Source organism: Psychrobacter sp. Ps7 (genome assembly GCF_022129225.1).
GTDB lineage: Bacteria > Pseudomonadota > Gammaproteobacteria > Pseudomonadales > Moraxellaceae > Psychrobacter > Psychrobacter immobilis_A.
Genome location: NZ_JADQAH010000048.1, coordinates 1 through 23,958 on the forward strand (window position 1 = coordinate 1; position 23,958 = coordinate 23,958).

The window sequence follows — 23,958 nt, forward strand, 5'->3', positions numbered from 1 at the left end:
CCTTTGTAATCCTTTGCGGTGATGTGCGGTATACCGAACTCAGTGCGCTGAATATTGGCTTCATAATTAGTGGAAGGTGGTATGACATCATCGTCATTGAAACTATTGTCGCTGTCTGAGCAGCCGAACAGTCCTAAGGATACTGCTACTGTCAGTAGCGTGAGTGTGGGCACACGCCGATTATGCATCTTTATGCTCATAAGTTTATCCGTCCATGGTAGTGGGTATTATATAAAGTAGGTGTTATATAAATCTGCAGCAAAAAGCCGCCAGCAAACTTTATATGATCAATAAAATCCTTTTATTGTCAATACTCTTGCTAATCTTTAATACTTTGTAGCACGATTAAAATTACCCAATACATTAATAACATGGTTAACAGGTGTGAGAACCTTTGGATAATCTTTGGGGCAGCATAGCCGAATAAGACTGAGCGAAAGAGCATCCGTTTATCATATAACAACTGTTGATAACTATGCTAGTAAATAAAATGAGACAAGGAAACACAACATTTGCGCACTGATACATAATGCTCTATTATCAATTATTCCCTATATTAGGAAAATGCTGATGTCGTTTGCCCAAGTCTATACTCGTTCAGTCGTCGGACTGCATGCGCCCAAGGTCATTATTGAAGTGCATCTGTCACAAGGGTTGCCAGCATTGACCATCGTCGGTTTGCCGGAGGCGGCGGTACGTGAGAGTAAAGACCGTGTACGCTCTGCGATTCTGAACTCTGGCTTTCAATTTCCTAATCGTCGTCTTACTATCAATTTAGCCCCCGCTGATTTGCCTAAAGATGGTGCACGTCTTGATTTACCGATTGCCATCGGAATCTTGGCAGCCAGTGATCAATTGGATCCAGAAGTATTATCAGGGTTTGAGTTTATCGGTGAGTTAGCGCTCAATGGGAATTTACGGCAAGTGACAGGCAGCTTAGCGGTGGCACGAGCGATCAAAGCTGAGGCGCTGGCGTCCAAAGTATTGCAGGTGGCAAATATCACTGAACAGGAGCTGATCGAGCCACGGCAAAAACCACAAACACCGCAGCTTATCGTACCGATTGATAATGGTGCTGAGGCCAGCCGTGTGGATGGCGTGACGATACTAGCCGCGCAAAGCTTAAAGACAGTTTGTGACCACTTACAGTCGTTAGCGAACCCAAGCGCAGCCTATGAATCTTTGGACGTTGTACAACCCAGTCCAGCGCAGCAGCATGTTGGCTATCAAGTGGATTTGGCCGATGTTAAAGGACAGCATCATGCACGGCGCGCGCTAGAGATTGCCGCTGCTGGTGGTCATTCGCTGTTATTTACAGGGCCACCCGGCTCAGGCAAGACGTTAATGGCGTCACGGCTGCCGACCATATTGCCGGATTTAAGTGATGAAGATGCATTAGAAGTTGCCAGTACTTATTCGGTGGCAGACAGTGATTACGATTATGGGACAAGGCCATTTAGGCAGGTTCATCACACTATATCAGCCGTGGCTTTGGTAGGTGGTGGCTGTCAGTTTTCACAATACTTGTCATATTTTCATAATAGATGTCATATAGTACATAATTTATCTGCTAGAGTCTTATTTTGTACCTATGGAGAAATGCTATGACTCCAGATTTTTTCAATGGTTTTGAGCGCATCGACAACCTTAATAAAATCGATATCCATAAATATACCGATAAGTTCTTCAATAACTACGAATACGTCGTAATTTGGTTTGGTCGAATATTCAGAGGCTCCAATAGACAGAATGCAGTTAAGCTAATTGAAGTGAAGTTCCTTAATCTTAGCAACGGTTATACAGTTGAAGTCCGGATACCTATTGAGTTAGCCCATAGGTTAACAATAGGGTCTATTTGGGTAAACGGAGTAACACATCAAAAATTCGATTTTGACGATGCGCTTACTGTGATTAATGAAAAATCGGATAACCTTACTTACTCTAACCATTTTGGCATCAGCAAAGAAGGTGGAACGTACGAATTCGCTCTTAATAACTACCCCGTTGTCGGTTTGGAATCTGATACGAATACATTATTGGTAATAAACCAAGGCTCTTACAAGGTAATTATCCACCCTCTACTTTTCTATATGGCCCATTACGGGATCTCAAAAGAAGTTAATCGTGTTTTGCTAACTGATTTGTGGGTAGATATTGAAGAGAGTTTAAATCTTAATCATCCTAACCCCGAAATATCTAATACTGTAATCATTCCCGATAAATGCGTTATCGCTGATGCAGTATTTTTGCATCATCTTAAGCATGATAAGCACACTAAAACTGTAACCAAGCAACTGAATAAAAGAGTTTTAGATGCTTTTATCAAGAGTCAGAATAATTACGACCTGTCAAGAAAGTCTAGGCTTCCCTCTGCGCCTTTAAAAGTAGTTCCTTATCACGAACAGCAAATAGAGATAGGCTTTAAAGGTATTAATATAGAAGATGGCGTCATGCTCTGCACAGAGATAACAGGTATGTCCATGCCTAGAGGTGATGCGATTTCTTATGCATTCAATGAGTACGAAAAGAAACAAGGTGATTTAAGCTATTCTGAATCAGCCAAACGCTCTTATAGAGCTTTATTTAACAAAATTGATGCCAATAAATTAGTTATAGAAGCTGAAAGTAATGCGGGTAATAGTACTACTGCTGTTGTACTACAACATATCTATACTATAGGTGAGATTCGTGAATTAGTCAGGGCTGAAAATATTACTATTCAGCAATTTATTCAAAGACAAAGTGGGCAGGTTATTCCTTTAACAGAACCTGTGCCCTCAACCTACGCGATAGGTGAGAAGTCTGGCACTAATAATACCGTTGGTATGTTAAAGATTTTTATAAGTTCAGGTGTAGTAGCTTATAAAAATCCCTTATTTAAAAAGCTTCTGGGGTACGCCCAGTCTTTGAGGGCTGATACTGAATATCCGCGGTACAACCACATGGTTATTGACTGTTATAGCAATGGTCGATTGTATGGAGAGAGTGTAGAGCAATTAAATCAATATCATGGAGCCACGTACGTTACAGCGATATATGTATTGAAATTAGTAGTTAACCGCAATGTTTATTATGTTTTTGATTGCAGTATGACAACGTGGATAAATACTAGTGGTATTTGTATCAAAGTAAATAATGATGATTATTTTATGAGTTATGGAGTTAACGACGTACTAGAGCAGTTGTTTACTAATAACGGCAGACTCTTGGATCAAGATGAACTGGAGAGGCTTTATGGCTCAATAGTTAAGTTTAATCACACAGGTTCTGAGAGTAGTAATTGGGTTAGAACCGCTCTTGAAAAGCTCAACAATCCTAGCGCTAAGGAATAATTTTTATGCGTTCTTTAACTATGATTATAGCTCTATTATCTGTATCGGCTTGCTCTTATATCATAGAAGATCATGATGATAGTTATGGATCAGGTTATATCGATATTAGCAAAAGTGAATGGAATACTAAATACGATACGCCTTACCCATTTACCGTCCCTTTTGGTGAAATTTCTTGTGGGATTCACCCAAAGTTTGGTCGTGAAGTGTTTTTTGCGCCAAAAGGCTATACAGACGAGAAGTATATACCGACCCCGTTAAATAAAGCGGCCTCAGAATCATTGGAAGAGGCTAATATGACTCCTGATGTACCATACAGTATTAAAGAAAATGCAGGTCTAAATCAGGCTATTCAGATAGGCCTAAAAATATGTGATGAACAAGAACGAAGCTTATAAATTAGTAAGACTTCCTAAATAAATATTCAAACAGGCTTTCTGGCGATTAAATTAGCTTGTTAAGAATAGCGTATCTTTGGTTATAGAGTTGCTATTCCTTACTTAATTTTCGTCGTTAGAGCTGTGTTACAAAATCTTGAGTCTTTGTCATTACAGTTAGCAAAGCTATTTATCTATTGATATTTTTTCTCGTCTATTGATTTTTTAAACTCTTTAAGCGAGTCAAATGTGTCTCTATTGTTCAGCGCATACTGAATAACTTTTCTAGTAATGATCTCTAGTTCATGTAAGTCTTGATCTTGTACAATGTTTATATTATTTCCATGAGCAATATCACTTCTTAAGTCATAAAGTTTCTTAGATAAATCTCTTAATTTTAAACGACTTACCTTATCCTTACCTAAAATGAAAGCTACTCGATCTGAGACAAATGAGCTTGTAGCAAATGCTTCTGAAAGTAATGCTTCTAAAGATATGGCTAAATAAAGTAGTTTATTATCACTTTGCTGTTCAATCCAAAATTGTGAAAACCAATGAATGGATTTTAGAATTGCATCGTAATAATCATTAATTTTTTCTTGTGTTATTAATTCAACTAACCACGATACTTCATTATTACAAATGTGCCCCTCTATTATGTCTATATTTAAATCTAATGAATATGTAGAGAAGAGGCTTTTAAAATTGGTAGTAATACTTTTTTTATTGCTCAAGGAAAAATAATTTAGATTATCATGTCTAGGTTTCTGCAATGAAACAAGGTATTTCATGTCATCGGCAGGCTGTATAAGTTGTGAAAATTTCCAATTTAATATATCAATAAACCTGTTAGTTTGGGTTAAAGTGATATCTAATGCTTTCTCGCTATCTGTTTGATAGTTATTTATCAACAATACTTGATTTGGCTCTATAGTTCTATCTAGCATTATGTCTAGCCGTAAGTGAGGTGCTAGGGCAGAGATTTCATCTTTAACTGCTTCAACAGTCTTTAATGAAAAATTTCCAATACTTAGTTCCTGTTTACTTAACCTTACTCCATATAAAGGAATATAAAACAGAAGATCGGAAGCGTTTTCTTTTAGTTCAGATAAAAAACTACTTAGGTTTTCAGAATCATAATTCTCATAATTTTCATGAAAATACTTTCTAAGCCCTTTATTAATATAGGTTAAAGAAAACTGATTCCCAAAAACTTTATTTGATATTTGTTGAACTAGATTTTCCCATTTTTCTAAAGCTTCTGGTAAAAAGTGATAGTGCATACCTAACATAGAGTATCTAAAGTAATAATTATGATCATCATATGCTTGCTTTAGTTTTTCAGGTTCACTGTCGCTAATAGTATGAATTTTTTCTTTGCACTCAGAAATTTTTAAAATAAGATTTTCTATGAGTTTTTCGTGGTACATATTCAGATATTCCATCTTAGCTAAGTTATTTAAATCTTCTAAAATTCCTATAATTCACGTTATTAGAATACGTTCGATTCCTATATGGTAGACTGTGCACAAATAGAACATACATAGCAAGCACACTATTAATATTCCAGCGAGTTAAAACGTTGATATCATTAACCTACAGCTAAACATTCAACTCCTCACTAGAAATTAGTCTTATTGTATAAGAGACATTATTAGAATAAAGTATTATGTAAAATAACTAAGCGTCCCCTTTGAATAAGAACGAGTGTTTACGAAGGGTAATATTTTCTAATTAATTTTTCTTTTGAAGTTGATAGGCTGCTACTGTAGCCTATTAGCCGTTTATTTCATTATGATCCTGCTAGTTGATGCATCCATCCGATACTTTTGTATATCACCTAATATAACGATATTAATAGCCTTGTCTATCTCTGAGAGAGGTATATCAAACCATTCCGTTGCTTTATAAAACTTATCACCAGAACCTTTTGATGACATTTTTACCCTCTGCTCATAAAAAAAGGCATGTAGTACACTTTCTACTTTACGAGGGTCGGCATCGCAAATTTGCCATTCAGCTATGATATTTACAGGTTGTTGTAAAAAAGCAGTATCTTTCATTGAGCGTTTGGTACGAGCGTCACCCGTAAGTTTTGAGAATCCTATTTTATAAAGGTTTTCGTAGTGTTCTAGGTTGTCAGGCGTTTCAATAAGTTGAGCGATATAAATAACACCAGTGGGCTGACGATCATCACCAAAGTTCTTAGCTAGATCGTCGCTCACCCACTCAGGGTCAGTAATTTGAAGTTGATAACTATTTTCGTATTTGTATTGAGCAGTTGCTAAAGAGTGCGTGAGCATATTCGATTCAGTGCCATTGGAAAATATTAGGCGTAAACGCTCTTGGCTACGAGAATTTTTTCTAGCCTCAGCTTTATAAATATCAGCAACATAACAAACAAAACCGTTTAGAACGAAAACACTGCCGACAGTGATGTTTTTCGTAGAAGAAAAATTTGTCTTAGTAAATTCGCCCGATTCTATGGCTTTGTGAATCCTGGTAAATATTGGTTCAAACCTATAAAAATCTCTGCACTCAAAACGGCTCGCTATATCTTCGTCGTCATATTGGTCTTGTTTAGATCGTTCTTTGTATTGGTTATCGCTGACTACAATACCTGTTTGTACATTATCAAATATACCTAAGTCGTCACTGTTAAAAATGTCTTGTAGGCTATTATATGTAGTTGATTGTTCCTTAGAAGCTGTTTCTTGGTTATGTACGTGTTGAGTTGCACTGCTTGTATTCTCATGCTGCTTAGCTGATCTGACAGCCTCTATAGGCGATACAGGTTCAATTTCTTTATCAATCAATAACCCATACTTATCCAAATGATCTAGCTGCTTAAATACTGAGCTATCAGATCTTATAGAGTTTAACTGCCTTGATAACACCTTCTCGCTAAGTGTGTCAGCGTCCTTAGCGGGTAAGCGTCCATGACTATCTATAAAAGAATTAATATCAGAGAATTGTTGCTCTAAAATACTATTGCTAGCCTTGTTGTTAGCATTAGGTTTGACGTTATCGAATATACCTAAATCATCATTGTCAAAAATATCGCTTAATGACTTGTACTCACGGCTTTCATATATATCATCAAGTTTAATCATTGCTCACCACGCTTTCTTTAGCTTTCTGAGTTCTAGCGTAGGCCATAATCTCTGCCATACGTTTCTCTATATCATCAGATGAACTTAAGCTAGGATCACGTCCTTTAGTTTTAATAAAATTACGCACTTTCGGCCACATTAGTAGAACCTCCGCATCAGTCACACTAGAGCGATTAGCGTTAACAGCGTTATTGATGGTCATTAACACATCTTTATCAACTGTTTTAGAAAGCACCTCATAAGCGTCGTGAAACGGATTAACGGACATCACTAAATCAATTGGAAGGTTGTTGACGTTAATAAACTTGCTTCCAACTTTCACAAAGCTATTGCTAGGATTGCTTTCGTTAATGTTGCTTGATTTAGTTTTAGGGTTGTATATCTTTGCGCCCACAGGCAAGTCGCGTTCTTTGATAACATCAGCATCGCTCAACTGCTCTCTACGCTTTTCACTTAAGGTGTTGATATCTAAATAGTCGTTACCTTGCTTGATAAAACAACGCTCATTTTCTACAACCGCATCTTTAGGGAGGTTTGTGCCGTTCACGATACCACCTTGGCTGTTTAGAGCTAAGTGCCGCATGATTCCTTCTTGAATCTGACGCACTTCATCAGGCTCTAGGGTGGGGTATTTACTTCTAATAATGCTTGGGATAACGGTGTCTGAAACAGCTTGTGCTTCGATGTTATTGTTTTCTGCCGCCATATATTTTTTGATGTTTTTAGGGTTTTGACAAAGGCTAGCTAATATTTCATCCCTGTCCTTGTTTAGAATATCCATCACCCTATCAGAAGGCGCGTTTTCAGAATCATCAATAACTACTGTGCCTTGCTCTAAATCACCCTTACCTAATAAATCTAACTCACTACGACGCCTAAAGTTAATTTTGGGCTTAAGCACTTGCTCCATAAGTAGCGACAATGTTATAGCTTTCAATAAGTCGTTTACAGAATCCTCTACTTTTAACTTATCAGCTTCGGGTTCTGCGATAAGGTTGGTAAATTGGGCGTGGCTTTTACCTTTACTATCTCTTGTAGCACGACCAATGATCTGCACTACCTCAGTAAGAGAGCCGCGATAACCAATAGTTAATACGTGCTCGCAATACTCCCAATCAAAACCCTCTTTTGCCATACCAAGAGCGATAATAATATCCATTTGATCACGTTCTGTTACTGTAGCTAGGTAAGATTGTGTTCTAACCCTTGTATCATCATCAGTCACTAGGTCGGCTAATAACAACTGCCTGCCGTCATGTGTCCTAATTGTGGTGACACCTGTTTCTTCGTCGCGCCCCTCAACCTCACCGATAACGTCAATAATCCTACCAACTGTCTCGTATTTATCTGTTTCTGCGGTTTGACTATTTACATTGGGGATGTGAATAATCGTTTTTTTGGTAGTATCTAAGCATTCAGCCAAAGCACCGAAAAAAGACTTTTTATAAAAGTGATAACCTAAACCTAGTGATTTTAGGTGCTCGTAACCATTAAGCTGTTCGTAATAGGTATAGGTAACTTTTTCAAACCTACCTTCGTCTTTGTCGGACAAGATAGGAACAGCATCACCCCTAAAGTATGATCCTGTCATAGCGATGATATGAGCGGTAGTATGGGTCATAATACTATCTAATATCATACCAAGGCGATTTGATTCGCCTGCTGAGACATGATGAAATTCATCTATACCGATAAGCGTATTATTGAAAATCTCAACACCGCCACCTTCTTTTATGATTGCGTCAAAGCCATACCTAAAGCTATGATGAGTACAAATTAGAATTTGAGGCAAGCCATTGTCCTCTTTATCTTGATTCATAAACTCAGAGAAAATGGCTGTTTTACGATCATCACTTTGAGCAAGAATTAGGCATAGATTATATCTATCAGCCACATCCCAATCCGCAAAAAAACCATAATCGCTGAGTCGGGTTAGCTTAAAGGATTTACCAATGCTCATTTCAGGCACAGTAATAATCACTTTTTTAATGCCTTGATTTTGAAGCTTATCTAAGGCCAAAAACATCATTGCCCGCGATTTACCTGACGCAGGTGGCGACTTAATAAGTAGGTATTGGCTATTACGCTTCTCAAATGCGCGTGCTTGCATTTCCCTCATGCCCATAGTGTTATTTTGCTTACTTTGACCTGTTTGTGCGTATGTTTGGCTTAAAATATTTAAGGGCTTGGACATATAGTTATTCGCTCTAAAGTATAGGGTGCATGAGGTTGTTTCTTAGTTAGTTTTTCTCTTTAGACTTACTTATATTCTCAGACTTAACAAGCTTTTCATAGAGTGAAAGAAGATGTGCTAATCTTTCTTCTGTAGTGTTAAAGCCTTGTGCTTTATACAGCCTATCAACCGCATCATCAAGATTCTCATGAGCTGTTTTTAAGTCTTTTGGCATTTTTTCAGGGTCGTATAATTCGGCGAGAGTCTTACCATGATTATCAGCTCTTGCCAATATAACTTCTTCGGCAAGACTCTCAATATACTTCTTCTGTTCATCAGTTGCTTTAGGAAAAGGGAAGGTGTTGTAAACAATAGTGCCCGAATAGCGATAATCACTCTTTAGGCGACCAGCAAGTAACCGCATCCAATCATTATGAGCAATTGATGTCAAAAGCCCAAAGTCATATAGTGTACCGTTAGGTATCATTTGGTTTGCGTTCGTACAAATTATATCGTGGTTTAAAAAACCTATAGGTACATAAGCTCTATTTTCTGACGAATGAATAGGTACTAAAATATAGTTTCCTGAATTGGGTTGTGCTATTTGCCTAAATAAGTGTGGATGTGTAGCATAATCCCTAGTTGATTGTGCATCGCTATTTTCTCTTAATTCTCTCACCCCATCTAATCTTTCTTTAATTAAGGGGTGTTTAACCAAGCTTTCTAAATCAGCGCCTTCAAACCATAAGCACCACCTTTTCTGACTATGCAAAAACTCCTTAGCCCCTAGGATTTGTCTAATATACTGCTTTGAATATGGTTCATTCAGTTCAAATTCATTTTTTTCACTTTCACTTAGGTATAAATAACCACCATCAGTAGGTTTATTGCCAAATATCATTTTAGTTCTAGGCTGTATTGGTTTGCTCAGAGGTTTTACAGTAATATTACTTCCAGATACAAGATATGGGCTAATATTTTCCACTATCTCACTATGCCATGACTTATTAAGAATCTTATATATTGTTTTATTCTTACTTTCTTGTGCAGAAAGGCCTATGATAATGACATGTACACCCGCATTATGTTTAGCATTGTTAGACCACGGAAAGGTCTGATAGGCAAAGTGAATATGAACACCTAATCCAAAAATATCAGGAAATAGAGTTGCTACCTGTTCGCCTTGAGCTATGGAGTTAGTCGAAACCAATGCGAGCTGTGAATTTGACTTACTAATGTATTGCGAACCCTTCCAAAACCAAGCTGAAACATAATCTAAATATTTCAATGTTTTTTTGCCAAAAACAACTTTCATATCCTCAGCTTGCTCGTTGGTTCTATTTGTTGTACCTCCAAAGGGAGGATTACCAATAATGTAAATCTCATCCGTACCATTGTTAGGACAGACATCATTCCAATCGATACGCAGACTGTTACCATGAATAATATGACCACTATCCTTTAAGGGCAGCATAGGTGGTGAAGCGCCTAACTCCTGCTCAAATAGCACATTCATTTGATGCTCAGCTAACCATAATGACAAACGAGCGATTTGACTAGCAAAGTCGTCATACTCAATACCATATAGATTATCTAGGATAACAACACTATCAAAGCTTAAGCCTAGTAGGTTATCCTTAGAGCCTTTAAGTAAATCACGTTTTGCTTTTAAAATATCGATTTCTAGCTTGCGTAGCTCTTTGTAGGTGATGATTAAAAAATTCCCAGATCCACAACTTGGGTCAAACGTTCTGATTTTACTAATACGGTCAAGTAAAGCATCCAAACGTTCTGCTTTGTTATTTTTATGGCGATTGTCATTGCTTAGTGCCATTACCGTATCTAATTCTTCGCGTAGCTCGTCTAAAAATAGAGGTTGTATTACTTTCATGATGTTGCTAACGCTAGTGTAGTGTTGTCCTAAGCTGCCTCGTTGCTCAGGATCAATTACCGCTTGGAACATCGATCCAAAGATGTCAGGGTTAATTTCAGCCCAATTTAAACGAGCGCACTCTAATAAAATACGACGTGTACGCGCATTAAACTCAGGGATAGCAAACTGATACTTGAACAAACTACCGTTTACATAAGGAAAAGCAGCAAGGTGAGTGGGCTGATTGTCGCGCTCAGCACTAGACATAGGAAGGTCGAGAACATCAAATAAGTCAAACAGTACGCTATGAACGTCACTACCGTCTATCTTGGTAGTGCCATCAATAACATCGTGGAACTGATTGGGCTTGAATATACCCGTATCTTCGGCATAAAAGCAAAATAAAAGACGAGTTAAGAATATATTTAGTGCATGTATATCGTCAGCATTATCAAACTCATTGTACTTACGGATATGGTCAAACAAACGCCCCATTTTTTCAGAAGCTTGCACATCCGCAGGATGCTCAGAATACTCGCGGGCGCGTTCTAACCCTGCAAGTGGTAGCAAGAAATGGTAGTTTTTATAAAGGTCTGCAAATTCGCAATCAAGCGTTTCATCGAATTTGGTGTCATTGACTAGAACGGTATTAAAGTCTGTCACCATAATCATGCGTATTTTGTGTTGCGTGATAATATGACTGTCTTTCAACTCATTTAATACTTTAGAGAGGTCTTGATCGGGGCTTGCAGGCTTGAAGTATATACGATGCTTATTCGCTACCTCACCAAGCTCAGGATTTGCAGCTATGTTGTAACGTCCGTCACTCTTTTTTAGAGAGGTAATGGTCGATTTTGAGACATCTAAGAGGCTAAGAAAATCGTATATGAAGTCGTCTTTTTTATTCTTATCGATTACTTTGGTGGTTAATTTCTCTAGGTTCTCAAAAAACTGTGTTTGATTAAAGGCCATGACGCTCTCAATATTTTAAAGGTTTATGTTGTGGTTAAATTTTTGTAGAAGGTAGAGAAATCTATATCAAAAAATACCTTATCAGCTTTATTAGATTTTTGGCAGCCAATACTCTTTTTCGTTAAAAACTATCATATACATCTCTTCATTGCGTTGTTGAACAGTCAGTGCTTTCAAAGTGCTTAATGTAACATTCACCTGATGAAAGTAAGCCATAGCTAGTTGTAGCCATATCAATCTATCTTTCGGTGATAAAGGTTTATCCTTGTTATAAAGCCTCATTATCTCTTGCTCAATCTCTTTGCTTTTAAGTTTCCATACATCTTCTTTACTTGGTTTGTTGCAGACCATAACCAGCTCATAACTCTTATTTAAGAAAGTTACGAAACCATATAGAGAACTGTACTGCCCTTGCTTCAATAGTAGATACCCATCTATATGCTCTTGAGTTGGCGTATTTAAGCCTTTAACCTCATATTCTATACAAAGGTCTACGGCAGGTTGCAAAGCTAATCTGACGGACTTTAAAGAGGTTTTGCCCTCAAGTAATTTTTGATCTAAATACTTATGGTACTCCTCGATGCATCGAGGTGTTTTATTATCAAATTTTTCCAGTAGGTTAACGATACGCTCTTGCTCGGCAACTTGCGCTTTTGTAGTGGAGTCAATAGTGATTTGCTCAGTTAGAATTAACCATCGCAACACAGTTAAATGTTCACGTAAGCCATTTGGTTTGAACTCTTGCACCAATGATTCATAACTAGGTATCTTGTGCCAAATCTCATCGCAACGAATAAAAAAGTAGATAAACTTATTATGTTTTAGGGCGGCTACCATGCTGCCTTTACAGTCTGCCAACCATTCAACAAAATCAGAATAGGCTTTTTTCGTTTCATTAGATTTTAGTAGGTAATCGTTCAACTCAGCTTCGTGTAACAGTCTCTTTAGCCAGTAGCAATCTTGACATTGCTTTCCCATTCCCGCTGGCATCAACTTATTGCAACTGGTGCAAGATACTTCACCAAACTCATCGCATTTTTTGCAAATCCTACCCTGCTCGGTATCGATCAACTCCCTATACTTATGACACAGCGCGCAAATCTCCATAACGTGTCGCCCATAACAACTTATACATATAGGCTGATCATGCGAAATTTTTGAGTATCTACTGATATTTCTTTTTAATTGACCGCACTCAAAGCACGTTTTTTTGACCTTAAAGTAACTCTGATAGCATATTTGGCATACTCGTCCATATTCAGTATTAGCGCCATCTTTAAACGCATCACCATCACAACGAATACAAGGCTCACTCATGCGGCAGTTAGCACAAACTGCAAAACTTTCTTTCTTATGTAAGCGACCCAACTCTCCGCACTTGCTACATGGTTTTTTGATAAACCATATTCGATAACAGTTGGCACAGTACGTTTCACCCTTGTAGCGCCTTTGGATTTTAACGCTTTTATTGGCACATTGATCGCACCTGGTTTTAGTCTTTTTTGAGGTGATTGTCATAATATTTCAGCATAGTTATTTTACGTTTTAATCTATTCCAAGAAGCTGTGACTGCTTCTGGAGAAGCAGGCTGCACCTCCTCTGATTGTGCCAGATATTTGCGTGTTGGAGTCTTGGGCAGCTGGTTGTAGACTTGATGGAATGCCTGGGGTATTACAGTATGCCTTGACCATTGAAAGCTATTCTGAGTAACGTCTAACTCTTTACAGCCCTTCAACCAATCCTCACAAGTTATCTCAAAGAGATAGAAAGCACATCTAAGTAATAATGCCCTTTCTTCTATAGGAAGGTAATCAAATCTTAAGGCGGTTTTAGGTAGTGATAAACTGCTGACATCAATACCAAAATCCAAAAGCAATTTTGCAAACATATAATTAGGATTTCTCAGCGCTATTCTTACTATATTGATTAAGAATATTAGGTAGTCAAACCAATCATTCATGCTGACTGTTTCACCTAGAACAGTACCTTGCTTGTCGTGAAAAACCTTATCTATCTTCAGTTGGAACTGGTAATTTTCTACTGTTGGTATTGAGTTGTGACCTGCCTTGCCAAGCTTACTGCGACAAAAATGACAATGGTTTATAAATCTCTGCTCGGCATTGATTAGCTGTGGTTGATAAGGGTGATCACAGTGAGGGCATTCCGTCTGTAAAAGCTTTTTATGCTGGGTGCAGCAAACCGACCATGTAAAACGCCACTGTAGCTTCAAGTAAGCACTCTTGCCGTCTTCCATACAGTTAGGGCAGTAAGGATAGCCAATTCTTGAGTAGCGATTTCTTTTGGATAAAGGTTGTGTCCAAGGCACAGGAGTCCTACTACTTATATGGTCACTTAATGGTTGTGAGAGGCTCATTAAGTTTTGATTATCAAAATCATCTATAACAGTTCTTGCTAATACAGCCATATCTGCATGGATATGCGAGTCTATATGCTTGAAGCCTTTGTCAACATCACAAGTCCAGACACGACGACTTGGCCAAAAATAGTAAGCCAATGTTTGAGGGTCACAACCCTGGTTAAGTGCCGCTCTTACCAGCCATGACGTTATGCTCTCGCCTTTATAGAAAGGAGTCGCGATTGTTAATGGTTTTATCCGATAATTTTGCGCAACCCTCTTGTCGGTCTTAGCCATGACTTATCCTCAATCATTTTCTTTGTGATCTGTTCGTCACCCGATTTAATCGCCTCAATAGCACATTCATTTATCAATCTTTTTACATTGCCAATATTGCCGCCACTAATACTGTAAATTAAGTTCAATATTGCAGTTTCAGTTAAGTTTGACGCTTTCTTTAATGGTAATATTCGCTCAAAGCTTCCCACAAGTTTTTTGAAATCCCTATCGTTTTGCCATAGAGGCAGTTCAGCCACATCAAATCGACTAATGTGCTGCGGGTCCGTGTGTAGAATCCTCACCGCATCTTTCGTTCCACTAAGCACAATAGGTAACTGCAGAGCGTTGCAAAGGTACTTAATAGCATTCATTATTAATCGCTGTTGTCTGGCTGTTCCCGTCAGCATTGAGTGAGCTTCATCAATAATTAGTATCTTTACATGAGTTTCGCGTAGTATATGAACGACCTGAGCACGTAACACACCTGCTGAATCACTCGATTTATATGGCAGTGCAAAATAATCAATTAAGCTAATGTATAAGTCTTTTTCATTCGCCGATGGCGGGGCTTGTATCAAGCAAACAGGTACGATTAGGTCTTCATCAGCGTAGCTCTGGCCAAACCTTTTGGCGAAGTCTTGAATAATAGTTGTTTTACCATTATTGGAGTCGCCAATTAGCAAGAGGTTGGGCATTCGGTGCTGCTTTACTTTATTCATTAAGCCTTGCATGACATCTAAGACCTCATTCGCTCGGCTGTAGCCAATCCATCTTGGAGAATCAATAAACTCAATCCGTTCATTGTCTGGCAACAAAACAATAGGTCTGAATTTTTCATGAACATGGCCGTAATCTGTGCTTGTCATCACCTGATGTCCTCAAAGAAGTCTAAATCATCACTATCATCATTTTCTGAATATTTAGCATCAACAGTTACCGTAGTTTGTCTGCTATTAATATCGTCTTTTACAGGCTGATGTATCTCTTGCGATTTAACGTGGAATTTTCGGCGTTGCCCCTGCCTACGAAGCGTCAAAGTGCTTTCCTCTGATGACTCCACTAAGGCTTGCATGTCTTCCCATGCTTGATAAATTAGCGCTTCGCTAACTGTTCCAGACTGCTGTTTTACCTGTTTGTAGATTTGTCTATATTCCCATAAGCTCATAGCTGGGAGTGCTTGATTTGCTAAAGGTATATCAAAGTAAGTCTTCAAAATAGGGTCATAAAACCAAATGATACTAATATCTCTTGGGTCTTGCCGAAAAATGAATTTCCGCTTTTTCTTAGTGGTTTTATCGGTCTGATTAATAAAATTGTTTAAGCTAGGATCGTAATAGTTTAAACCTCCGATATTTACTCCATTACGCTGTACGGTACGTTCAATACCTGGCATAAAATCAAGTAACAATGTTTTATGACTAGAAGGTAGAGCAGGTATGCCAATGCCTTCATTAAAGTTGTCACCAAATATTCCAAGTTGCCATTGCGCTGTTGGTGTTTTGCCAATAGAGCGATGAACTGACTGATGGTAAATCTTAGTGATATAAGTTAAAAACCACGTTTCAAACTCGTCGAGTGTTAGAGCGGCATTCTTTTCAGAATCATAATTATCTTTTTGCTTAATATTTGAGAAAGTAGTACCCGGAAGCTCATGTATTGTTTTCATTAGAGTGCCAATTAAGCGCTCAACATGACCGCCAAACTCAGGACGGGCTACAGGCCTAAACTCAATATCTATGCCGTGAAAAGCACAAGATTTCTGTAAGCTCACAGCCCTAAAATCCGATCCATTATCGACATGGATTTTTCTTGGCATACCAAATACATCCCAGGTAGCATCACCTAACCCAAACTCTAACAATAGGTCTGTCTTTGGTAAAATACTTCTTGAAATGCACATACCTACCGAAGTCACTGATGGTGCATCGAGTGATATGTAATACCCCGTAATCATTCGACTATAAACATCAGTAGCCACAGTAAGAAATGGCCTTCCAATAGGCTTCCTGTATTTATCATCAACTAAGATAATGTCTACTGGGGTGTGATCGATTTGAATAACGCTAAGCGGGTATTCTGCGTTAGGGAAGAACCCTGCTTTTGGTGTGAATTTGTCTTTGGCTTTCTCACGATATCCACGGCCCCGCAGGAAGTCGCGCTCGCTAATACTGTTGATTCGCCTTCGTACTGTGCTCTCACTAGGCTTAACACAGCCTAGTCTATAACAGCGCTTATAAACCTCACGAATTGTGGCCTCAACTGATGGGCGTTGCTTACATAGATAATGCTCATTTATGACATCATCGATAAGTTTTTCTAAGTCTTTAGGTATTCTGTTTTTTCCGCTTTTCCAGCCACGTTTTTTGTCAAGTAACGATGCTACAGAGTTTGTTGACTGGTAAGACTTAACCCATCGTTTTAAAGTCCTTGCAGATACCTTTGTTTCGTCAGCACGTCTCTCATAACCGCGTTCACCCGTGTATTCGTCATAAGCACCACCTATCAATGGCTTAATAGCTAAATATTTCTTCTGTGCTTTCTGCCAGTCTTTATCACTAATATCATTCAAATCTACCTGTATTGAAACATCGTTTTTATCAGTGATATTTCCAAAATCATGAACGCTTAGTACTTCATTTCTTAAGTTGGATAGGTTTTTGAACACAGCTTGGTTTATATCCTCAAGATACTCCATCAATTGATATTCTTCGCTATTAGACTTCCTTCTATACACTCCGCCAAGCGACATTTGAATATAATTTCGTTCAATATTGTCATAGTGATGATCGACTTGTACGCCAAGATTCTCATTAACCAATTCATAGTCATCGTTGTTAATACTCATGCCATATCTCCAGTTTCTCGCTTCGGATATCGCTCCAAATATTAAATCCGATCATTTTATTTGCCATCAAGTACCACAAAAGATGTTTGCCTTGGTTACGATAAAAATGCGATTTAAAGTAACGTTCTAATACGTACTCAACTGTCGTATTACCCCTTAATTCAATGTCTTGCAGTACCGCTTTAACCTCTTCTGGCACAACGGTAGTATTCTTATAGCGCATTAGAAAATTAATATTCTCTAAGGCTAAATGATGGATTCTATCTTCATCATAAATGACAAACCTAAACTCACGCTCTCTGCAAAATTTGATAGTTGCCTTCCATTTGTCTGACCAGTCTCGCCAGTTTGTTTGCCATTCTGTTTTTGGCTTAACTTCAACTATAAGAGACTTGCTGGTATCAGGTTTCATCTGAACAAAGAAATCAGGCGTGTATTCATAGCTTCTACCATTTTTAACAAAGGGTATAGCGATAGGTTGCGGGACTATATCAATCACATCATCTCTAAAAGAATGATAAATGATAAAGTCACGCTCTAATGAAGATTCAAACGCAATCGAGTCACCTTTGAATGCAACATGGCCTGATATGCTTCTACGAGTCGGCTTTATTTTTCTGACTTGTTTCATAAATAATATGACAGCTATTTAGAAAAAATATAAGAATATGACAGCTATTTAGACAATTTACTGACATCTATTGTGATAATTATGGCACGAAAAGCCTATAGATGCGTTAATTTTATGACATTAATTGTGAAAACTGACAGTGGCTCACGACCAAAACCGGGTGAAATTACCCTTGCCAATAAAGGCGTATTATTCCTTGACGAATTGCCAGAGTTTGATCGGAGTGTGCTTGAGGTATTGCGTCAGCCGTTAGAAGCCAAGCAAATCACTATTAGCCGTGCCAACTCGCAGATGACTTTTCCGGCAAATTTCCAATTGGTCGCTGCCATGAATCCATGTCCATGCGGCTATGATGGCGATACCTCAGGGCGTTGTCGCTGCCGACCTGAACAGATTAAACGTTACCAAGATAAACTATCAGGTCCACTGCTTGATCGCATTGATTTGCATATCACTGTACCTGCGCTGCCAATTGCCGACTTGCAAAATGCTCAAGCTGGCGAAACCTCCGAACAAGTGCGAGTTCGAGTCATTGCCGCACATAAACGTCAGATGCAGCGGCAACAAAAGGTCAATAATGAGCTTAGCCCTAGCGAGATTGATAAATATATCCAACTCGGAGAGGGTGAACAGCAACTATTACAGCTCGCTCAGCAGCGCCTAAATCTATCGGCACGCGGTTATCATCGAGTATTGCGAGTGGCGCGTACCATTGCTGATTTGGCTGACAGTATCGATATTAATAGCGCCCATGTGTCTGAGGCGCTGAGTTATCGGAGCAAATAATAATTTCAAAGAATGGCTTAAATGAATCATTCTAATGTTCAAATTTTAGCTGTCTATCTTATAATTTTTGAAAATATATTCTACTAATGCCGCAAAGTCATCAAAGGCTTCGGTAGGGTTTAGCTCACGGATATCTTGTCCATAATTATAACCATAAGACAGCCCGAAAGTATCCATATTAGCATTTTGTCCGGCTAAGATATCGTTTCTAGAATCGCCAATCATCACAGTTTTTTCTGGAGTGACATTCAGCGCTTCACAGACATGTATTAGGGGAGCAGGATCTGGTTTTTTGACGGGTAAACTATCACCGCCTAATACTTCACTGAATAAGTCCTGCCAGCCAAAGGATTGCAATATTTTCGGTACAAAACGAATCGGTTTATTGGTCACTAACGCCAGCATAAATCCCGCCGCTTTTAGCTTTTTTAATCCGCTATCGACATCTGGGTAAGCAACGGTTTTGCTACCACTGAGGTTTTTGTAAGCCTCAAAAAACAGATGCTCTGCGTGATTGGCTTCCTCGACCGTCAACTCGCCTTCTAACACGTCTACCTTACCTGCTAGTGCGCGCTCTACCAGCAATCTTGAGCCATTACCTATCCAGTTTCGTATGGTCTCGATAGGGTAGGTGTCTTTACCAATCGTGGTCAGCATGGCATTGGTTGCATCGGCCAAGTCAGGCACACTATCAATGAGCGTGCCATCAAAATCAAAAATCAAAAGTTGCTTAATATCTACAGTCATTATTATTTGCCCACGCTATCAATTTTATACTTTTTGGAGTATTAGCTCCAAGCCCTCATTACCTTAGCACAGCAAATCATGAATTCAATTATTTAACAGCCTGCCATTATAGATATTTCTATCTTTTCAGACTAAGGGTAATGTTTTAGTGATATGTTTTATGCTTATTCAACCTCTTTATAACGTTCGCGATGTTCCTTTTTCATTCTTAAATAATCTTCGTTCTCACGACACTCGTCCCACTTTTGTTTAAATATGCGCGCTGACTCTGCTTTGACTGGATCTTCGATTTGTCGTGGCAATTCTTCACGACCATGTGCGCCGCTTTGACCTTTTTTATCATCGGGCACTGGCCCTTTATATTTTTTGCCGCCTTTGTGATTGGCGTAACGACGGGCGCGGGTATAGCCCATTTGAATAAATTTGCGCGCCATATCTGCACCGACAAAGTCATCGGCCGCCAGATAATCTAAAAACATCTGATAAATTGTCTCGCTGCTCTCAAGCGCAATATCAGGGGTCGCAAAGCGCCAGTGTGGCAGGATTTCAGACTTATACGGCTCTACCAATAATACGCCTTGCTCGCCGCGACCGACCCGATATAGCTCGGGCTGCGCGCGCAAATCTAGGTTTTTATAATCCAAATCGTAATCGAACGCTCTCATCGCTTTTCCCTATTGGTATTCGTCATCTGTCAAATTTATCATTATCAATACTATCGAGTATACTGAGCGCCGCTGTCTAAAAAACAGCACAAAAATGTTATGCAACCGTGACAGTAAGCGTTTAGCATGAGAAGCGTAGCGAATAGAATCAATCATTGAGCAGGTCTGAGTAGGTTAAAGTTATGACAGTTAATAAAAACATCCTCAATAGAATCAATCTAGCTGGCTCGACTTTTACGATGTCGTTAAAAAGTATATTTGTGATATCGGTGCTGCTGCTCATCAGCGTGTTAAGCACCAATGCTGCCCATAGCGCATGGTTTGAGCAGTTGATTCCGCAAGGAGAAACTTACACGGTACGCGAGATAGATCGTGATTTGGCGTTCGTGATTGATGGTTTCATTTATGATGCGCGCACGTCTTGCTTTTTAGCAGTGGGCGATAGAGTGATATTTTTTGAAGGGCGTCATGGTATCGATTACCGCGCGACGGTTTATGATTTAGACTCGCGTGAACGTTGCGAGGTGTTATTAAGAAGACGTTTGTCATAAGCTTTTAGACTTATTTCAGAACGGGATATAAGCATAAAAAAAGCCCCGAACATTGCTGTTCGGGGCTTTTTAGAATTCTTAAACGAATGGTGGCTCGAGGCAGGTTCGAACTGCCGACACACGGATTTTCAATCCGTTGCTCTACCGACTGAGCTATCGAGCCGTCTTCGTTGAGGCGCTATTAAACTAAATATAGGCGTTGCTGTCAAGTAGTTTTTGCATAATAGAAGATAAATAATCAAATATTGGCAAAATTAACAGTTTTTGCTCTCGATTTAGTCTTTAACACGCAGTAAATCATACTCGCTCATAATACGATGGATATCCGCATCAACAGGGACAAACTCACGTACGCCTTTTTTTACCTCGGCATCATAAACCAGTTTAATAAACTTAGCATCGATAGCGCGACCGCGATTTTGCTGATGTACCGTTAAATATTGCAGACGCTTGGCGTCGGTTTGCCCATCATCAAAACAGGCAACTGCAGCGATAGGCTTGTCATTAAACATACCGACATATAGATATTGCCCGCGCTTAAAACCCTGCTCAACGATATTTAATACCTCGATACCATCAGGCTGCGCATCATCGCTATCATATAATGCCTGCAAGCGCTCTGCTAGCTCATTGTCGCGCGCAGGTTTTTTGATAAGTGGTGCATCCAAGCTATTAATGGCGATCGCTTCTAAAGGCATAGCAGTTCCTATAAACAGAGAGTTTCTATCGTATAAAGTAGCAGTATGACACAGCACAAAGTTATAACACGGCAAAAAGTCATAGAAAGTGGGCTGTAGAATATGATATCTAAAAGTCAGTGCAAGTCATGATTAATAATACTGAACACACTATTTTAGCAGAATGCGGTAATTTTGTGCGTGGTTTACCGCTTGGTCGTGGCAGTAAATGTTAGGGTTTGCTATGATGAGGCTAGATGATATTTAGTACGTACAAACCCTAGGGCGTGTCCTCAATTCAATCGATAGTTATCTAAATGGGTTAAAAATGGCTAAATCTTGCCAAACGGCGTCAAATAGCTGACTAATATCTCGATATTATCTGCGCTATTTTCCTTGTTTGACTGCAATTTATCTCATTTTTATCGCCATTTTTAAAATGAGGACACGCCCTAATACCTTGATATCTTTTGTATATATCATTTTCTAATACATTTTTTGCTAGCGCTGATCCAGACACTAGTAAATTATTTGGGCATGTTTCGCCTAATTTATTGACCGCTTTTCACTGATAAAAAACTGATAGAGAGTAGCCATGACAGCCAATGCAACGACGACTGCTGATACACCTGAGCAAAATGTACCGAAAAACCTAAATCTACACGGTCGCCCTGAACGTATTGCGACCGTTGAGCGCATTACTGCTGAGACCCAAGTGACTTGTACCGTCAATCTTGATGGTACGGGTCAAGGGGTTGTAGATACTGGCGTGCCGTTTTTGGATCATATGATTGACCAAATCAAGCGTCACGGTTTGTTTGACTTAGAAATTAAATGCAACGGTGATACCTTTATCGATGACCATCATAGCGTTGAGGATACTGGTATTACCCTTGGACAAGCATTTAACAAAGCATTGGGTGACAAAAAAGGCATTCGTCGTTATGGGCATTTTTATGCGCCGCTCGATGAATCATTGACCCGCGCTGTCGTCGATCTATCAGGGCGTCCGGGTTTACACATGGACATTCCCTTTACCCGTTCGCATGTCGGTAATTTCGATGTTGACCTGTTTAGTGAATTCTTTTATGGTTTTGTGAACCATTCTTGGATGACGGTGCATTTAGACAATTTAAAAGGCAAAAACAGCCATCACCAAATCGAGTCTACCTTTAAAGCGTTTGCTCGTGCGCTACGTATGGCGTGCGAATATGATGAGCGTGCACTCAATACTCTGCCATCGACTAAAGAGGCGTTTTAATGGCTAAAGTAACCAAAGTAGCGCTACTAGATTATGGCATGGGTAATTTGCACTCTGCTAGCAAAGCACTATCGGTAGTTGGGGCGGATGTTTCTATTACCAATGATCCTAAAGTCGTCGCGGCAGCAGACAAGATCGTCTTCCCCGGTGTTGGTGCGATGCGTGACTGTATCGCTGGCATGCATGAAGCAGGGATTGATGACGTCATACGCCATGCGGTGTTTAATAAGCCTGTTATGGCCATCTGTGTGGGCATGCAGGCATTGTTTGAGCAGTCCGCTGAAAATGGTGGTACAGACTGCTTGGGTATCTTAAACGGCACTGTAGAAGCATTTGACCCGACGTGGAAGGATCAGCAGGGCGCTACCATCAAAGTACCGCATATGGGCTGGAATACTATCAATGGTATGGACTTTGATCACCCATTGTGGAGTGGTATTGAGGACAACGCGCATTTTTACTTTGTACACAGCTATTACTGCGAGCCTACTGATAGCGCACAAGTGGCAGCGATATGTGACTATGGTCAACCGTTTTGTGCCAGTGTCATCCAAGATAATTTATTTGCGACTCAGTTCCATCCAGAAAAGAGCCATACCGCAGGCTTGCAGCTGCTAAAGAACTTCGTCGAGTGGAATGTGTAAGTAGGCGATAAACGTGAAGTGAATATTTAATTTAGTAGAAGGTAGATTATCCATTATATAATCTGCCTTTTTTATGCTCAGCCATCACTTTGTAGCTGCCACTCTTTAGCTATTATAGTTTAGCCATCATGGTTTAGTGATACTCTCAGTCGTTTTCTACTTGCTTATATTTGGAATACTCTAGTGGATTTTACCGCTTTTAAAATCAATATTATTGAAGTATCTGGACTTGCCAAAGATGCCTTACATATCTATGTCGGTGTCGGCATCTACCTTTTGTGTCTGCTTGTGCTGCGTCCTATCATTAAAAACCAAAGCATCAGATCATTCATGGCTTTAGTCGTCGTGACGGGCATTGCCTTATTGGGCGAGTATTTAGATAATCGAAATACGATTGAAGCATCAGGCATGGCTGGCTTAAGCCACGAACAGCTGGTCGCCAGCCTCCGCGATTTGATCAATACGTGCCTGCTGCCTTACGTGCTCTATGCGCTGAATAAGTGGACGACACTCTTTCAGGCGACCATCAATAAGCCTAAATCATTGACCAAGCGCCATAAAAAAACGGACTATTAATCAGTCCGTTTTTTTGTTTTGCTATTCGAGTTTATGATGGTTCTATTCACAAAAATTAGAGCAGCAAGAAAAACTCGTTTCAGTACTACGTATGGTAGGC

Annotated in this window: 20 protein-coding genes, 1 tRNA gene and 1 pseudogene; 8 read left to right on the forward strand and 14 right to left on the reverse strand. The window is 39.3% G+C overall.

Annotation, left to right across the window (positions count from 1 at the left end; all coding sequences use genetic code 11):
- The coding region (locus tag I3257_RS12690) for a hypothetical protein (RefSeq protein WP_238049971.1) at window positions 1-200 on the reverse strand (200 nt) is incomplete at its 3' end.
- Window positions 201-570: 370 nt separating this feature from the next.
- Here I3257_RS12690 and I3257_RS12695 point away from each other — a divergent pair.
- From I3257_RS12695 to I3257_RS12705, 3 genes are read left to right on the forward strand one after another with little or no spacing between them, the layout of a single operon-like run.
- Window positions 571-1,608, forward strand: a complete 1,038-nt coding sequence (locus tag I3257_RS12695) for a magnesium chelatase domain-containing protein (protein WP_238049972.1) — start codon at window positions 571-573, stop codon at window positions 1,606-1,608.
- Window positions 1,605-3,332, forward strand: coding sequence for a hypothetical protein (locus tag I3257_RS12700; protein ID WP_238049973.1), 1,728 nt, complete (start codon window positions 1,605-1,607; stop codon window positions 3,330-3,332). The genes I3257_RS12695 and I3257_RS12700 overlap by 4 nt, the downstream gene beginning before the upstream one ends.
- Window positions 3,333-3,337: 5 nt before the next feature.
- On the forward strand, window positions 3,338-3,730 hold the full coding sequence (locus tag I3257_RS12705; protein ID WP_238049974.1) for a hypothetical protein: 393 nt from the start codon (window positions 3,338-3,340) through the stop codon (window positions 3,728-3,730).
- Between the two features lie 173 nt (window positions 3,731-3,903).
- Here I3257_RS12705 and I3257_RS12710 read toward each other — a convergent pair whose 3' ends face one another.
- From I3257_RS12710 to I3257_RS12750, 9 genes are all read right to left on the reverse strand, one after another.
- Window positions 3,904-5,139 carry a HEPN domain-containing protein gene (locus I3257_RS12710; protein WP_238049975.1) on the reverse strand — a complete coding sequence of 412 codons (1,236 nt, stop codon included), beginning with the start codon at window positions 5,137-5,139 and terminating at the stop codon, window positions 3,904-3,906.
- A 354-nt stretch (window positions 5,140-5,493) separates the two neighbouring features.
- The gene (locus I3257_RS12715; RefSeq protein ID WP_238049976.1) at window positions 5,494-6,822 is read right to left on the reverse strand and encodes a GIY-YIG nuclease family protein; all 1,329 of its coding nucleotides are present in this window, start codon (window positions 6,820-6,822) and stop codon (window positions 5,494-5,496) included.
- Window positions 6,815-9,016, reverse strand: a complete 2,202-nt coding sequence (locus I3257_RS12720; protein WP_238049977.1) for a DEAD/DEAH box helicase family protein — start codon at window positions 9,014-9,016, stop codon at window positions 6,815-6,817. Before I3257_RS12720 ends, I3257_RS12715 begins: the two co-directional genes overlap by 8 nt.
- A gap of 46 nt (window positions 9,017-9,062) precedes the next feature.
- A complete protein-coding gene (locus tag I3257_RS12725) occupies window positions 9,063-11,840 on the reverse strand; it encodes a DNA methyltransferase (protein ID WP_238049978.1) in 2,778 nt (925 codons plus the stop codon).
- 90 nt (window positions 11,841-11,930) lie between these two features.
- A complete protein-coding gene (locus I3257_RS12730) occupies window positions 11,931-12,911 on the reverse strand; it encodes a hypothetical protein (RefSeq protein ID WP_238049979.1) in 981 nt (326 codons plus the stop codon).
- Window positions 12,912-13,332: 421 nt separating this feature from the next.
- Complete coding sequence (locus tag I3257_RS12735; RefSeq protein ID WP_238049980.1) at window positions 13,333-14,493, reverse strand: TniQ family protein; 1,161 nt, start codon at window positions 14,491-14,493, stop codon at window positions 13,333-13,335.
- Window positions 14,451-15,341, reverse strand: coding sequence for a TniB family NTP-binding protein (locus tag I3257_RS12740; protein ID WP_238049981.1), 891 nt, complete (start codon window positions 15,339-15,341; stop codon window positions 14,451-14,453). Before I3257_RS12740 ends, I3257_RS12735 begins: the two co-directional genes overlap by 43 nt.
- Window positions 15,341-17,320, reverse strand: coding sequence for a Mu transposase C-terminal domain-containing protein (locus I3257_RS12745; protein ID WP_238049982.1), 1,980 nt, complete (start codon window positions 17,318-17,320; stop codon window positions 15,341-15,343). Before I3257_RS12745 ends, I3257_RS12740 begins: the two co-directional genes overlap by 1 nt.
- Window positions 17,310-17,951: a TnsA endonuclease N-terminal domain-containing protein gene (locus I3257_RS12750; RefSeq protein WP_238049983.1), complete on the reverse strand. Its 642-nt coding sequence runs from the start codon at window positions 17,949-17,951 to the stop codon at window positions 17,310-17,312. Before I3257_RS12750 ends, I3257_RS12745 begins: the two co-directional genes overlap by 11 nt.
- Window positions 17,952-18,092: 141 nt before the next feature.
- On the opposite strand from I3257_RS12750, the pseudogene I3257_RS12755 reads away from it, so the two are divergent.
- A pseudogene (locus I3257_RS12755) lies at window positions 18,093-18,737 on the forward strand (ATP-binding protein); the annotation flags it as partial.
- A 45-nt stretch (window positions 18,738-18,782) separates the two neighbouring features.
- Here the strand turns inward: I3257_RS12755 and I3257_RS12760 are convergent.
- Both I3257_RS12760 and I3257_RS12765 read right to left on the reverse strand, forming a co-directional pair.
- On the reverse strand, window positions 18,783-19,484 hold the full coding sequence (locus tag I3257_RS12760; RefSeq protein ID WP_238049984.1) for a phosphoglycolate phosphatase: 702 nt from the start codon (window positions 19,482-19,484) through the stop codon (window positions 18,783-18,785).
- Between the two features lie 164 nt (window positions 19,485-19,648).
- Window positions 19,649-20,149, reverse strand: coding sequence for a DUF4385 domain-containing protein (locus I3257_RS12765; RefSeq protein WP_045447616.1), 501 nt, complete (start codon window positions 20,147-20,149; stop codon window positions 19,649-19,651).
- Window positions 20,150-20,331: 182 nt separating this feature from the next.
- Between I3257_RS12765 and I3257_RS12770 the strand changes: the two genes are divergently transcribed.
- The gene (locus tag I3257_RS12770) at window positions 20,332-20,700 is read left to right on the forward strand and encodes a hypothetical protein (protein WP_238049985.1); all 369 of its coding nucleotides are present in this window, start codon (window positions 20,332-20,334) and stop codon (window positions 20,698-20,700) included.
- Window positions 20,701-20,787: 87 nt separating this feature from the next.
- Here the strand turns inward: I3257_RS12770 and I3257_RS12775 are convergent.
- Window positions 20,788-20,863: transfer RNA gene (locus tag I3257_RS12775), tRNA-Phe, on the reverse strand.
- 112 nt (window positions 20,864-20,975) lie between these two features.
- Entirely contained in the window at window positions 20,976-21,398 is a 423-nt protein-coding gene (locus I3257_RS12780; RefSeq protein WP_238049986.1) for a hypothetical protein, read from the reverse strand.
- Between the two features lie 574 nt (window positions 21,399-21,972).
- Here I3257_RS12780 and hisB point away from each other — a divergent pair.
- The 3 genes from hisB (at window position 21,973) to I3257_RS12795 (ending at window position 23,858) form a co-directional block, all read left to right on the forward strand.
- Window positions 21,973-22,638, forward strand: coding sequence for an imidazoleglycerol-phosphate dehydratase HisB (gene hisB, locus I3257_RS12785; RefSeq protein ID WP_238049987.1), 666 nt, complete (start codon window positions 21,973-21,975; stop codon window positions 22,636-22,638).
- Window positions 22,638-23,282, forward strand: a complete 645-nt coding sequence (gene hisH, locus I3257_RS12790; RefSeq protein WP_238049988.1) for an imidazole glycerol phosphate synthase subunit HisH — start codon at window positions 22,638-22,640, stop codon at window positions 23,280-23,282. Before hisB ends, hisH begins: the two co-directional genes overlap by 1 nt.
- A 183-nt stretch (window positions 23,283-23,465) precedes the next feature.
- Complete coding sequence (locus tag I3257_RS12795) at window positions 23,466-23,858, forward strand: hypothetical protein (RefSeq protein ID WP_238049989.1); 393 nt, start codon at window positions 23,466-23,468, stop codon at window positions 23,856-23,858.
- Window positions 23,859-23,958: the final 100 nt, after the last annotated feature.

What these genes read in the sequence shown, in the direction of transcription:
- I3257_RS12695 (WP_238049972.1), top strand. Translation starts at nt 571, where the DNA reads ATGTCGTTTGCCCAAGTCTATACTCGTTCAGTCGTCGGACTGCATGCG.
- I3257_RS12700 (WP_238049973.1), top strand. Translation starts at nt 1,605, where the DNA reads ATGACTCCAGATTTTTTCAATGGTTTTGAGCGCATCGACAACCTTAAT.
- I3257_RS12705 (WP_238049974.1), top strand. Translation starts at nt 3,338, where the DNA reads ATGCGTTCTTTAACTATGATTATAGCTCTATTATCTGTATCGGCTTGC.
- I3257_RS12710 (WP_238049975.1), bottom strand. Translation starts at nt 5,139, where the DNA reads ATGTACCACGAAAAACTCATAGAAAATCTTATTTTAAAAATTTCTGAG.
- I3257_RS12715 (WP_238049976.1), bottom strand. Translation starts at nt 6,822, where the DNA reads ATGATTAAACTTGATGATATATATGAAAGCCGTGAGTACAAGTCATTA.
- I3257_RS12720 (WP_238049977.1), bottom strand. Translation starts at nt 9,016, where the DNA reads ATGTCCAAGCCCTTAAATATTTTAAGCCAAACATACGCACAAACAGGT.
- I3257_RS12725 (WP_238049978.1), bottom strand. Translation starts at nt 11,840, where the DNA reads ATGGCCTTTAATCAAACACAGTTTTTTGAGAACCTAGAGAAATTAACC.
- I3257_RS12735 (WP_238049980.1), bottom strand. Translation starts at nt 14,493, where the DNA reads ATGGCTAAGACCGACAAGAGGGTTGCGCAAAATTATCGGATAAAACCA.
- I3257_RS12740 (WP_238049981.1), bottom strand. Translation starts at nt 15,341, where the DNA reads ATGACAAGCACAGATTACGGCCATGTTCATGAAAAATTCAGACCTATT.
- I3257_RS12745 (WP_238049982.1), bottom strand. Translation starts at nt 17,320, where the DNA reads ATGAGTATTAACAACGATGACTATGAATTGGTTAATGAGAATCTTGGC.
- I3257_RS12750 (WP_238049983.1), bottom strand. Translation starts at nt 17,951, where the DNA reads ATGAAACAAGTCAGAAAAATAAAGCCGACTCGTAGAAGCATATCAGGC.
- I3257_RS12760 (WP_238049984.1), bottom strand. Translation starts at nt 19,484, where the DNA reads ATGACTGTAGATATTAAGCAACTTTTGATTTTTGATTTTGATGGCACG.
- I3257_RS12765 (WP_045447616.1), bottom strand. Translation starts at nt 20,149, where the DNA reads ATGAGAGCGTTCGATTACGATTTGGATTATAAAAACCTAGATTTGCGC.
- I3257_RS12770 (WP_238049985.1), top strand. Translation starts at nt 20,332, where the DNA reads ATGACAGTTAATAAAAACATCCTCAATAGAATCAATCTAGCTGGCTCG.
- I3257_RS12780 (WP_238049986.1), bottom strand. Translation starts at nt 21,398, where the DNA reads ATGCCTTTAGAAGCGATCGCCATTAATAGCTTGGATGCACCACTTATC.
- hisB (WP_238049987.1), top strand. Translation starts at nt 21,973, where the DNA reads ATGACAGCCAATGCAACGACGACTGCTGATACACCTGAGCAAAATGTA.
- hisH (WP_238049988.1), top strand. Translation starts at nt 22,638, where the DNA reads ATGGCTAAAGTAACCAAAGTAGCGCTACTAGATTATGGCATGGGTAAT.